We start from the raw sequence: 12,408 nt of genomic DNA on the forward strand, positions 1-12,408 counted from the left end.
TATATAAGCTGAAACGCGCTTATAAGTCGTTCAAGACAGTATAGTACGCCAATTTGCAGGATTAGAGAGTGAGCAACTTCTACCACGGGATTTCTTTTGCTTTTTTCTCTGTCTGGTAAATTTCTTAAATATTTATAACTCAAGTAACACAGACAACCGTCATTTTGCTACGCGTTAGCGGCTGGGATACTGCAGCGGTATGACGTGCCTTTCCTTGGTCAGCTATATGAGAATGGTTAAATTAACTCTGGAATAGTGTGAATAATGACGTTTTCGTGCTCTGTTAGGTAAAACTCACTGTCTGCATCTGTTACCTGATATTCTTTATCAATTTCAGCGGAAGCATAAGAGCGGCATTTCGTTTCTTCATGGTAATTGCAATGCTTAAACATGCCATTTTGATCGAAATAGCCGAATTCATCAATTAATGTAGCCATTTTTCTACCTTTTCCTCTGTTTGTTACTTCAAACACGTCAGCTGAGCGGTAACCTGGAGAGTCTGGCTCAGCAGATCCTTTTGCAATAAAGAACGATGGTCTATGGTTAAGTAGCTCTCCAAAGCTCGGGTTGTAGTTTTTTCTTGCACAACTTAAGCTTATGAATTTATATTCATCCGAAACGTTTGAATATTGTGGATCGTATCTTTATACTCGAAAAATTCATTAACCAAGTACATTGCAAAAAGATTGACAACTTTTAAATAATGAAAATCTCTGGGAATAACTACCTCCTCTTTCGTAACATGATTACGCATGACCAATTGATCATTGAGCATGTAGTAAACTATTTTTGGTAAGGTAGCTACTATAGTCTTATCACTAAATGCTCTTATCAAAACAACATTTGCTTCATAGATATCATCCGATAGTTTTTCTCCTTTCTGTAAAGTAAAGTCCTGCTGTACACTGTTTGCTTTTTTTAAGTTTTCTATTGTGCTTTTCTGTACATCTTTAGTCTTCGTTAACTCATCTATGATATCCGCCTGTGTATCTCTGGTCTTCTTTAAGTCGTCTATTGTGTCCTTCTGTGCATCGCTAGCCTTTATTAAGCTTATTATGTCATCTATTGTTAGTATATCACACGTATTTTGTGTGTATTGATACTGATAATCGTCATATGATGGAAGATGATTTCCATCTTTGTCTGATATATAGATATCATCATCTTTTACTGTAAAATAAAGCCCGCCTGTTTCTTCTTTAATCTATTTTAATATTGAGTCATCTTCATCATATAAGTTAATAAATTTTAATTCTCCATGTGTTTATTCATGCCTAGAAATGGGTAATTTAATAATAAAATATGGACTATCTGCTACGTCTTTAATTAAAGTTTTTATCACTCCTTCTGACTTAAGTGCCCTAATAATATTACTCCTGTTTTCACCTATAATATCTTCTTGTTTTATGACAAAGTCCTCGTCATTTAATTTCAGAGGTAAATCTCCTTTATATAAAACTATTTTATCGCCCTCCTGCTTTAACTTTACATCATGAACATTCCCCAGCTCAGCCATACCAAGGTGCGAATGGATAGTATATCCATTGCTATTATTTTGTAATCTGTAATATGCAGTAGGAAGTTTAATCAGCTTCTTATAGAGCTGGTCCTTACTATCTATTCTAAATGTATATTTTCCCATCCAATTTCTACCCAAATTTACTTTGGTAGTTCTTGTTACCTTTGTCACCCTTAGACCCATGCTCACCATCTTTACCTGGTTCGCCATTATCACCTTTTGGCTCCCGTGACGTAATAACATCAATCTCAAGCTCAGGCAGAACTTCCCTTATGTTTGAATTTTCAAGAAGTGCTGATTCTAAAAGTTTATTAAAATATTGAAGATTGTTCGCACGAACTCCTGCTTGATCAGATAAATAGACTGAGAGTTCATTGCTATTATTTCTTTCGATAACCAATCTACGATCACTTAAATAATTAAAACATGTTCTAATACCCTCAAAAGGAGTAACTACAGCAATTTTATATTCACAATCTTCATCGAGTATTACCTTTAATTTAACCTCCTCGAGCGGGATATTTTCCTTGTAGTAGAGCTTTCTATCTGTCCAGCTATCACAAAAATCATCTTCGCAGAAATTATACTTTGCCTTCTCAATCCATATTGCAAAACTTTCTTCTTCATTTCGTTCACGAATGCAAGGTGCTTCAAAGTAAGGACCACAGAATTTTATTGTTTTTTCTTTACCATTTACGTTCTCAACAAGCTTTATCTTTTTATATATGGAACTGTCACCTACTTTATATTCACTACAGACGATGTCAAAAATGTACTTCTGCATATTTCCTCCGATTGGATTTTACTGTAAACAAATATTTTTAAACTAAAGGTTTAGTACATAATACTTAAAGAAAAGCTAATCAACCTTAACTCGAAGAAGTGGAGATAGACTTCTTGCGTAACTAAAGGAGAAGTTATGCAAGAGATCTAGTGAGTGGCTGGAGCTAGCTTGAATACATCTGACCAGTCTATAACTCAATGAACCTGAAAGAATCAACGTAGCTACCAAAATTGTTTCGATCTACGTCAGTTATCCAAGTTTGGCATTGAATACTTAATACTTCCTCTATCAACACCCTCCTGTAATGCTCATCTAGATAAGACATTATATCGTCAAGGAGAAGAAGCGGTGCCTTATTGTGGTGAATACACCTTGCTTTTACACTGGATAAGATGATAGAAAGTAGCAATAACTTTTGTTCTCCAGTAGAGCACAAATTTATTGGTATATCTCTTCCTTGGTAAAAACCCTGAAATTTATCATTGTTCACACAAAAGGCTACTCTACCAGTTAACGAGTCTTTTTCTCTATTTTCCTTTAGACGATTCTGAAAATATTCAGCAGTATCGCTTGAAGTTAGCTTGCTGCTTAGTTTTAGACTCGCTTTTGGAAAAACTCAGTGGACTGATTATCAATTGTATCTTGCAGTGTTGTTAAAACAGATAGCAGCATACGTAATATATTGACTGCATTAACAGCCATAACATTTTCAAAGCTAGAAAGCGAGTTCTCGTCCAAAATGCTTTCCCTCAGCAGTTTACTCCGCTCGTGTTTGGCTTTCCTATATTTCATGTAGAAGTAAGTATAATTTTCTTTAAACAATGAAACTATGCGGTCTAAAAATTTTAACCTATCACTTGGAGAACTAAGAGGAATGTAGTCCATTTGCGGAATTAGCCATATCACATTGGATATTCTATACAGCGACGAATAACCTGATTACATTTTCCCATCAATTTGTATTAGTTTCTTATTAAAGTTCTTTGCAATACTGATTGAATTGAAATCTACTCCATTAAAGAAACCGTAGTGCACTGTACAATTTTCATTACTGAATTTGTTTTGCATCTCACTAGCTTTTGCTTTTTTCATTCCATTGCTTTTAGCAAGCAACGAAATCGCTTCAAGTATATTAGTTTTACCTACACCATTCTTGCCAGTTACCACAACCGAATTGTCACTTGAGTCCAGTTCAAAACTTGAATGGTTACGAAAATTATGTAATTGCAACTTTTTTATGTAGCAATGGGTAGCCATTAGCCTAGATGTTTTTTTAATTTATATTCTCCTTACTTCCTCTAGAACCTCATCAACATGTCCACTAACTTTTACATTTTTCCAGATCTTTACTATTTTACCCTTTTTATCTATTAAAAAAGTAGTGCGTTCTATTCCCATATACTTTTTACCAAACATGCTCTTTTCTACCCAAACACCATATTTTTCTAGCATTTCAGCATTTTCATCAGAAACTAGATAAAATGGTAGAGAATATTTTGCTTTGAAGTTAGCGTGGCACTTAATACTATCTCTTGATACACCGATTATCACTGTATCAATGGAAGAAAAGTCATTTATTTTATCTCTAAAGCCTTTTGCCTCCATAGTGCAACCTGGAGTGTCATCTTTAGGATAAAAATAAAGAACTACATTTTTTTTATCAAAAAAATCACTCAATGATAAATTTTCACTTGAATCCGTTGGTAAGCTAAAATCAAGAGCATTATTTCCTACTGCTAATTCCATATCCCACTCCGTTAATAATACCTGTATGGTAATATATTATAGTCGGAGCCTCTAAGAACTCCAGTTAAAAATCAATTAAATCCTCACATGTTTGCTCTTCATAAAAGAAGTTTAACGTTATGGTAGTACCAAGTTTTGCTTCACTTTTAATATCGAAAGTTCCACCCATTAGCTCTACTAGTTTTTTGCTGAGTGGCAACCCGATGCCCGTACCTTCGTTTCTATATCCTGAGTCTGCTTGGCCAAAGACAGACATGACTCTATATATGTCTTGCTGCATTATTCCTATTCCATTGTCATAGAACTCAATAGTCAATAAGTTTTTTTCTATATTCTCTTTAATCACCATTCTTATTAGGCCATCTTTGGGGGTAAATTTGATTGAATTTGATAATAAGTTTATTATAACTTGTTTCATCCTCTTGGGATCTGCAATAACTAATAATTGTTTATTGGGTATCTCCTTTTTTAAACTAATTCCGGTTTCTTTTAATTTGGGTGATAGCATATTCAAACATGAATCTATTATTTTATTCAGGTTAAACTTCACTTTTTCTACTGTTAAACTGCTTGCTTCAGCTTTTGAAAAATCGAGCACATCGTTAATTAAAGCAAGTAAATGTGTCCCTGCATTATATATATCGTCTGCATACTCCTTGTATTGAGAATGATCCATCGAACCTAAAGTTTCATTTTTGATCAACTCTGCAAATCCAATAATAGCATTAAGTGGCGTACGCAGCTCATGTGTAACGCTTGCAAAAAATTTTAGCTTGTTTGCATTTTCTTGCTCTAACGCCTCTTTCATCTGTTGTAATTCGATATTGGTTTTATGTTGCTTAGCTAGCACTTGGGTATTGGAAAAGTGCAAATAAAGCATTATTAGTATTAAAATTACTAATAATAAGCCCACGAACGTTAAAAATAGGCTATATACCATAACGTAAGAGTTATTGTGGTTTTGAATGATCTTTAAAAAAAATGATGGCTTAATGTCACCTTCATGAAATATAGGAAAAATAGAAACTAGTTTATTTCCTGTAGTATAAAATATTTCTTGGTTGTTTAGTAGCCTATCGATTTCATCGTCTGTAAGTAACTGTTCATAATCATGATCTTGGGTGTTAAAGTGACTGAACATTATTCTACTATTTTGATCATATAGTATTAAGCTCAAGTTCTTCACTTCGCTAACTGATTGTAATAATTCAGCACGTAGCCTTATCAGTTGGTTTATGTAATCAAAGTTCTTGTATTTAATGTGGTGCTTTTCTATTAGTAAGTAGTGATACTTTTTTATTATGCTATTTTCTAATATACTTTTTAAGCCTATACTTGAGTCACAGTAAGAAGAGAGAAAGTTATCCCTTAGTGAATAATTACAATATATCACACTAAATAAAATCACAAAAATTGATGAGAATAATGCGATAACTTTTTCGTATCTATTTTTCTTTAGTGCAGGAAGTGCTAATTTACTTAGTTTATACATACCCTTCTGATTGTGAAATAACGACTTTTATGTTATTAATTAAATTTAGCATACCATACTTTTATGACAATTTCTCCTATCTTGCCAGTTTACTCTCCTATTAATATAAATTTTTCTTACGGCAAAGGTGTTTATCTGTATGATGTTAATGGCAAGCGTTACATAGATTTTCACTCTGGAATAGCCGTTAGCAGCTTAGGTCATGCCAATCCGCAATTAATTAGCGCTCTTAAATTAGAAAGGTTATGGCATGTATCAAACACCTATAATATACCTGCTGCTAACAACTTTGCAGAAAAGCTAAAAGACAACAGCTTTGCTGATACTGTATTTTTCACAAATTCTGGATCAGAAGCAGTAGAGTCTGGGCTTAAGATTGCTAGGGCCTATCAAAACGGAAAAGGCAGTAAAAATCGCCATAGAATTTTAACATTTCATGGTGCATTTCATGGAAGAACATTTTTAACTTGTGCTACAAATGATAGACAGAAATTTTCTGAACTATTGAATCCTTATATTGATTGGTGTGATAACGTCGAGCCCAATATTGAAAGCGTAAGAAAAGCAATCTCTAATAGTATAGGCGTTATATTGATAGAACCAATACAGGGACAAGGTGGTATTAAAGTAATGGATGCATTCTTCATGAAGGAGCTGAGGAAGCTGTGTGATGAAAACGATATATTGCTATTTTTTGATTGTGTACAATGCGGTGCTGGCAGAACAGGGAAATTATTTGCATATGAACATATAGGAATAGAGCCTGACATATGCGCTCTCGCAAAAGGAATAGGGGGAGGGTTCCCGCTAGGGGCTTGTCTTGCAACTAAAAAGGCTGCTAAGTACATGAAAGTTGGCATGCACGGTTCCACTTTTGGTGGCAATCCACTTGCAACTTCGGTAGGCAATGCTGTGGTTGATGAGTTACTCAGCTCCGGCTTTTTGCAGAATGTTGAAATTAGAGGCAAGTATTTAAAGAATAAATTAGAAGGTCTGGCAAGTAAATTTCCAATGATAGAAGATGTAAGAGGAAAGGGGCTAATGCTTGGGATAAAAGTAAAAATGGATAGCCAAAAGTTTGCAGAAGAGCTAAGTTATCGTGGTTTACTTACTGTGGGAGTAACATCAGATAATGTTTTAAGAATTTTGCCTCCACTCATCATCACTGAAAAGGAAATCGACGAAGGCATTGAGATTCTGACTCAATATTTATCTGATACCAATTCCCACTACACAGAAAGCTGGTAACAACATCTTAGGCTAACCAAAGTGTACTAGGCAAAACTCTATTTAAAATGCACTTTTACTGCCACAACCTCCATGAACCACGCAGTTAAAGTGATATATCAGTGATTTTATGTCGACAACCTCCTACTATTCCATACTCAACATGAACTGAATTCACTTTAGAGTTGGGAGCTTTAGGCTTTCTCGATTGTTCCACTTTTGTATCAAAGTCATAGCCAGAATCATAACCTGACTCGTATTTCTGCCTTATTCTTTCTACATTAGCACCGAAAGTTTTTCTAGTATTATCATGTAGTTCTTCTTTTCGATCTGTTGTTGTATTAGCTTCTAATTTACGTTTATTTATTTTTTCTTCCCACTGATTTTTTCTATCTTTTACTAGCCCGTGATAAGTGCCAGAATTAGCTTTTATAGATTTTGCTTTCCCTTCTGATCTTTTTGCAGCAAGATCCACTGTAGTGTATATAGGTTCTTGCTTTGATGAATCAATCGATTTTTTTTGTGTTTTACACTCTTCTACACTAACGTAGAGTGGGTTCTCACGCTCTCTAACATCAGAGATTTCTGCATATATAGGTTCTTGATGTGTTGCACACTTTTCTATACTGGAATAACAACTATCAAGTGAATTGTCATCCCTTCTAAAATGATCCATTTCTTCGTAAATGTGTTCATCACCTTGCTCCTGTGCCACTTGTTTTGCAGCAAGGCCTACTGTAGAATATATGTGTGGTAAATCAATTGGTTTTCTCTGTGCTCTAAGCTCTTTTATGCTAGAGTAGCCACTACTTAGTGAATCATCATCTCCAAAACCATCTACTTTTTCATAAGTGTGCATGTCGTTGTATACAGGTTGTGTTTCAGTGTTCTTGGCAGGTATTTCTTCATAAATAGGCTCTGATTGCAAGGAGTGTCCTACGTTTCCCTTTATCGATAGAGTATACTTCCCTTCAATATCCATGTTGTCTGTACTGTAATACTTGGAGCCTTTCACCAATAAAAATTGTACTATAGTGTGAGAGCTTATTTCCTCTGGCAAATTTTTTGATGGATCCACTGATAAACCTTTTGAGGTAGCTAGCCTTTCCACAGCGTGCGTTATAGCATTTTTGTTGTTTTTATCTAACGAGTTGACATCAGCTCCCGAGTTGACAAGTAATTCTACTATATCAGAATTGAGATTTTCTATAGCAAACACAAGTGCATCGTTTAAGTGTTGATTGTCCTCCCTACTGTGGGAAGGTTCCTTTTTTCTACCAAACGAGAAGAGTTTACCCAATGCATTAAAGAAACCTAGAGTAAACTCTACAACTCTCTTGTTGTTGTATTTAGTAACTTGAACTAATAAGTTGCTTTTGATACCCATTTATTATACCTCACTGTTCGTGGACTCTAGAAATATGTTATCTTACAGTGATTGACTTTTTCTTAAATTCGATGGCGTTTTAGTAGGTTATATAGCCAGATTAGGTCTTATACTCAAAACAAACGAGGTCCAGGCAACTAAAATAGGGCACAAACTTTCATGAAATTGTTAAGTGTGTCTGTGGAGTTTTATAAATTTTAGTCTTGCTTCCACCTTACGTATAGGTATTTCTTCGCTTATGTTTTTTGAGTTTACGGCCATGTTCAACAGCTTTAAGTAAAATGTTGCAGCATTTTTGAAATCTGAAAGCTTATCTAGAATAACAGCTAGATTATAGACATAGAAAATATTGTTTTGATCAAGAGAAACCGCAGCTATCATGCACTCCTTAGCTTTTGCATAGCACTCCTTTTTTATATAGATCAGACCTAGATTTGCCAATAAAGGAGCACAATTTTTGTGTATATTATACAACTTCAACATTTCACTTAACGCCAGATCAGGATTGTATTGTGAAATTATCGTCAGAAAATTCTCTAATATATAAGAGTTACTAGGGTATTCTTTTAATAGTCTTGTGTAGATCTCTATAGCCTTTTCGTATTCTTTGTTGGCAAAATAAATGTTTCCCAGCCCGATCAGAGCATTTTTATGATAAGGAAATTTTACAATGACTTGGTTAAGGAAAGAAATGGCTGCCTCATTATCTCCAGATTCAAAAGAATCTTTTGCTTTTTTTTAAATGGAGTGTATACCAAAGTATTTGCCAGAATTCTATGCAACTTTGATATTAAACTTATCACTTTTTTTTTCAATAACGTCAAAGTCTTTATATTTTTCATCAGCTTTTATGTATTTAGCAACGTTATCAAAGACTTTTCGTATCTCCAAATCCTCATTAGCATAAGCAGTGGGAAAATTTAGTAAAACTATAGAATAAATTAATATGCAGATAAATACAGCTCTCGGCGTTGTAGCGTTGGAGCCACGCATTGATATCATTCCTGCACGTAACCAGCAAATCTTACTTTCCTGAGTTATGTACAACATAGTATAAATTTATAAATACTGACTCAGCTATCTCATATAATAATAAAGATAGTATTAATTAGAGGCGAACATATATATTTACTCCATTTTGCAGCATGTACGCAATTAAACTTAACACGAGAGTATAAGCAGCATTCTACTAGCTAATTTTGCATTGCCCTATTGCAATTGAATCAATTGGCGTATAAGCTTTATTTAAAGCTTATGAAAAAAAATGGAAGCTTGTTATTCGTTCGACGATATACTACTCTTGCCAGCACATTCTAATATATTGCCTTGTGATGCAGATACGAAAGCTTATTTAACAAATAGCATAGAACTCAATATCCCTCTCATATCTTCTGCAATGGATACTGTTACTGAATCAGACTTTGCAATAGCTATTGCCCAACGTGGTGGGATAGGTTGCATACATAAAAACTTATCAATAGATGAGCAAGTTTCGGAAGTCAGAAGGGTAAAAAAATATGAAAGTTGGATCGTGTATAATCCAATCACGATTTCTCCAGATAAAACTGTTGCGGAAGCGATTTCATTAATGAAAGAGCACAATTATTCTGGCATTCCTGTGGTTGATCAATTTAAGTTAGTGGGAATTTTAACTAACCGGGATGTGAGGTTTATTGAAGACAAGAACATGGGTATAAAAGTTTCTGAAGTGATGACAAAAAACAAGCTAATTACAGTGCGGGAGCAGAAAGTGAATAGTGCCTCAGCAATGAAATTGCTGCATAAAAATAGAATAGAGAAGCTTTTGGTCGTAGATGAAAATTCTTGTTGTATAGGCCTAATTACGGTTAAAGACATTGAAAAATACAATAGATACCCCAATTCATGTAAAGACAGTAAAGGGCGACTCAGAGTTGCTGCTGCAGTTGGCACTGGCAAAAAGGATGGCATAGAAAGATGTGAAGCTTTAATTGGAGAAGAAATTGATGTGATTGTCGTGGATACCGCTCACGGTCATTCCGAAAATGTTATCAGCACCATTAGAGAAATAAAAGCGATGTACCCAAACACGCAGCTAGTAGGTGGCAACATTGCCACAAAAGAGGCTGCTGAAGCATTGATTGACGCGGGCGTTGATGCAGTGAAGGTTGGCATAGGGCCTGGATCAATCTGCACAACTAGGATAGTTACAGGTGTTGGTGTACCACAATTTTCCGCAATTCAAAATGTTGCAGAAGTTTGCAAAGCAAGAAAAGTAAGGTTGATTGCCGATGGTGGGATAAAATACTCAGGAGATGTTGCAAAAGCTATCGCAGCCGGCGCTGATTCTGTGATGATTGGTTCACTTTTTGCAGGCACTGACGAAAGTCCAGGCGAGATCATCATGTACAAGGGCAGAGCATACAAAGGCTATCGAGGAATGGGATCTATCAGCGCAATGAAACGAGGTTCAGCGAGTCGTTATTTTCAAGATAAAGACTCAAAACTAAAATTAGTTCCACAAGGAGTAGAAGGAAGAGTTCCATTTAAAGGTCCAGCTTCAGGGGTGATCCACCAATTAATTGGCGGGTTGCAGGCTGCAATGGGGTATACTGGTAATAGTAGTATAGAAGAGATGAAGAAAAACTGCAAATTCGTTACTGTTACTGCATCGGGGCTCAGAGAGAGCCATGCTCATGATATAATTATTACGCAAGAAGCTCCAAACTACGCTTATCAAGCATCCAACTTACCAGTTGATCCAGAGTAGATTCTTTTTCAATGTCATCCAAGTAGCTGACACTGGCATCTAGGATACTACTTTACTAATAAATATTTAGGAAATTTACTAAATGGAGAAAAAGGCAAAAAAAGCCCTGGTCAATACCTGTTCAAAAACATTGGCATCTTTTTAGTCTTAAACGCTGCAATTTAGCTGCTTTTAAAACGCAACTAACCTTAGCTTAATGTTTAAGAAATTTACCAAGCAGAAAAAAAGACAAAAGAAATCCCGCGGTAGAAGTTGCTTACTCTCTAATCCTGCAAATTGGCGTACTATACTGTCTTGAACGACTTATAAGCGCATTTCAGCTTGTATAGGGAAAAACCTAGAAGTTTAGGTGAAATTAATAAAGACATGAGGTGCACATAGTGCAAAAAATTAAACATAAGACGCCAAACGTGATACTTTCGTCGTTTAACCTGCACAGATTGAAACTAAATGAATAGCTCCAATACTACAATAAGGGTAACGGCAAAGGTTGTCAAGCAGTTTTTTCGTTTCTATGGCTAGTGCATGCACTGCCTTAACTTAGACCCAAGCATCCTAACGCGCAGATATTTTGACCCCACCGGTACATAAATTGGCGTGGCTTTTCCCAGTATAAAGCAATGCAAGTCCAATATTGTCTACGCTAGAGCGCAGTTCGCCTATTTCTTCATTGTTCTCATTTATTACTTTAGTACTGATATTTGGAAGCGCACTGTTTCCCTCAACAAGGTAAAGCTTTCTTCTGAACGTTTCTTGCCTGCTCATTCGATTTACAACTTCCTGGCCTATATAACACCCCTTATTGAAGCTTATTCCGTTGACCTTATCAATTAAATATTGCAGCGGAAACGACGAATTCTGCACCATATCTCTTGCTCCATCTGGAACGAGGTTTTGAATCCTCACTTTTTCGTACTGAGTAAAATCTCCGTCTGATTGCTTTATTTCGCCCTTATATATGATCCTCATTCCCAAAGATTTGTGCCTTGGATCTTGAAAAATAATTTGTGACTCATTACATTCTGTTGACTTAGTATTAAACAAAATCCCAACCTTATACAATGAACTAACGTCTTTAATCTTCACTCTCAGGTAAGTTTTAAGCAAATCTAGTTTCTCAATTATTTGCTGCAAGTACACATTTTCGCATTCCAAAAGGATGTACTTACCATATCTAATCAGAAAAAAATCGTATAAGTACTTTCCCTGAGGGCTAAGCAGCAAAGAGTAAATAGCTTTTTGACTATCTAGCTTATTAATATCATTTGTTATAATACCCTGCAGGAGATCCCTTGTGTCTGGCCCGTATAAAACTATTACACCACGGCTTTGCAATGGTATATAACTCATACAATTTCTGTCAACAAACCTAAATTTTACTATATAGTAGTAGCTACACTTCGTCTTCTTATCAACTATGTTTTTTAAAAATTTTTTATTTGTGTGATTTTGCAACTTTACCCAGTCATATGGGCAATAAAAACCAGTTTGTTATAGAAAATAG

General features: G+C 35.3%; 9 protein-coding genes and 2 pseudogenes. 2 read left to right on the plus strand and 9 right to left on the minus strand.

Annotated features, from left to right (window positions below; genetic code table 11):
* Nucleotides 1–236 precede the first annotated feature (236 nt).
* The 6 genes and pseudogenes from AB6N09_RS05275 to AB6N09_RS05300 all read right to left on the minus strand — a co-directional run bounded on the left by AB6N09_RS05275 (nucleotide 237) and on the right by AB6N09_RS05300 (nucleotide 5,541).
* A complete protein-coding gene (locus AB6N09_RS05275) occupies nucleotides 237–473 on the minus strand; it encodes a hypothetical protein (protein ID WP_411131888.1) in 237 nt (78 codons plus the stop codon).
* Between the two features lie 791 nt (nucleotides 474–1,264).
* Nucleotides 1,265–1,657 (minus strand): hypothetical protein, encoded by a 393-nt coding sequence (locus tag AB6N09_RS05280; protein ID WP_411131889.1) that lies wholly within the window; start codon nucleotides 1,655–1,657, stop codon nucleotides 1,265–1,267.
* A complete protein-coding gene (locus AB6N09_RS05285) occupies nucleotides 1,650–2,303 on the minus strand; it encodes a hypothetical protein (RefSeq protein ID WP_411131890.1) in 654 nt (217 codons plus the stop codon). The genes AB6N09_RS05280 and AB6N09_RS05285 overlap by 8 nt, the downstream gene beginning before the upstream one ends.
* A gap of 187 nt (nucleotides 2,304–2,490) precedes the next feature.
* A pseudogene (gene recF, locus AB6N09_RS05290) lies at nucleotides 2,491–3,560 on the minus strand (DNA replication/repair protein RecF).
* A 21-nt stretch (nucleotides 3,561–3,581) separates the two neighbouring features.
* Nucleotides 3,582–4,049, minus strand: a complete 468-nt coding sequence (bcp, locus tag AB6N09_RS05295) for a thioredoxin-dependent thiol peroxidase (protein WP_411131891.1) — start codon at nucleotides 4,047–4,049, stop codon at nucleotides 3,582–3,584.
* Nucleotides 4,050–4,113: 64 nt separating this feature from the next.
* The gene (locus tag AB6N09_RS05300) at nucleotides 4,114–5,541 is read right to left on the minus strand and encodes a sensor histidine kinase (RefSeq protein ID WP_411131893.1); all 1,428 of its coding nucleotides are present in this window, start codon (nucleotides 5,539–5,541) and stop codon (nucleotides 4,114–4,116) included.
* Between the two features lie 63 nt (nucleotides 5,542–5,604).
* On the opposite strand from AB6N09_RS05300, the gene AB6N09_RS05305 reads away from it, so the two are divergent.
* A complete protein-coding gene (locus AB6N09_RS05305) occupies nucleotides 5,605–6,789 on the plus strand; it encodes an aspartate aminotransferase family protein (RefSeq protein ID WP_411131894.1) in 1,185 nt (394 codons plus the stop codon).
* Nucleotides 6,790–6,874: 85 nt separating this feature from the next.
* On the opposite strand, the gene AB6N09_RS05310 is transcribed toward AB6N09_RS05305, so the two are convergent.
* Nucleotides 6,875–8,155 carry a hypothetical protein gene (locus AB6N09_RS05310; RefSeq protein ID WP_411131895.1) on the minus strand — a complete coding sequence of 427 codons (1,281 nt, stop codon included), beginning with the start codon at nucleotides 8,153–8,155 and terminating at the stop codon, nucleotides 6,875–6,877.
* A 168-nt stretch (nucleotides 8,156–8,323) separates the two neighbouring features.
* A pseudogene (locus AB6N09_RS05315) lies at nucleotides 8,324–9,205 on the minus strand (tetratricopeptide repeat protein).
* 214 nt (nucleotides 9,206–9,419) lie between these two features.
* Between AB6N09_RS05315 and guaB the strand changes: the two are divergent.
* Nucleotides 9,420–10,904 (plus strand): IMP dehydrogenase, encoded by a 1,485-nt coding sequence (gene guaB, locus AB6N09_RS05320; protein ID WP_411131896.1) that lies wholly within the window; start codon nucleotides 9,420–9,422, stop codon nucleotides 10,902–10,904.
* 555 nt (nucleotides 10,905–11,459) lie between these two features.
* Here guaB and ygfZ read toward each other — a convergent pair.
* The gene (gene ygfZ / locus AB6N09_RS05325; RefSeq protein ID WP_411131897.1) at nucleotides 11,460–12,254 is read right to left on the minus strand and encodes a CAF17-like 4Fe-4S cluster assembly/insertion protein YgfZ; all 795 of its coding nucleotides are present in this window, start codon (nucleotides 12,252–12,254) and stop codon (nucleotides 11,460–11,462) included.
* Between the last annotated feature and the right edge of the window lie 154 nt (nucleotides 12,255–12,408).

It is taken from the genome of Wolbachia endosymbiont of Tettigetta isshikii, assembly GCF_041154185.1.
In the GTDB taxonomy this organism is placed as follows: domain Bacteria; phylum Pseudomonadota; class Alphaproteobacteria; order Rickettsiales; family Anaplasmataceae; genus Wolbachia.

What these genes read in the sequence shown, in the direction of transcription:
- guaB (WP_411131896.1), top strand. Translation starts at nt 9,420, where the DNA reads ATGGAAGCTTGTTATTCGTTCGACGATATACTACTCTTGCCAGCACAT.
- AB6N09_RS05285 (WP_411131890.1), bottom strand. Translation starts at nt 2,303, where the DNA reads ATGCAGAAGTACATTTTTGACATCGTCTGTAGTGAATATAAAGTAGGT.
- AB6N09_RS05305 (WP_411131894.1), top strand. Translation starts at nt 5,605, where the DNA reads ATGACAATTTCTCCTATCTTGCCAGTTTACTCTCCTATTAATATAAAT.
- AB6N09_RS05310 (WP_411131895.1), bottom strand. Translation starts at nt 8,155, where the DNA reads ATGGGTATCAAAAGCAACTTATTAGTTCAAGTTACTAAATACAACAAC.
- bcp (WP_411131891.1), bottom strand. Translation starts at nt 4,049, where the DNA reads ATGGAATTAGCAGTAGGAAATAATGCTCTTGATTTTAGCTTACCAACG.
- ygfZ (WP_411131897.1), bottom strand. Translation starts at nt 12,254, where the DNA reads ATGAGTTATATACCATTGCAAAGCCGTGGTGTAATAGTTTTATACGGG.
- AB6N09_RS05300 (WP_411131893.1), bottom strand. Translation starts at nt 5,541, where the DNA reads ATGTATAAACTAAGTAAATTAGCACTTCCTGCACTAAAGAAAAATAGA.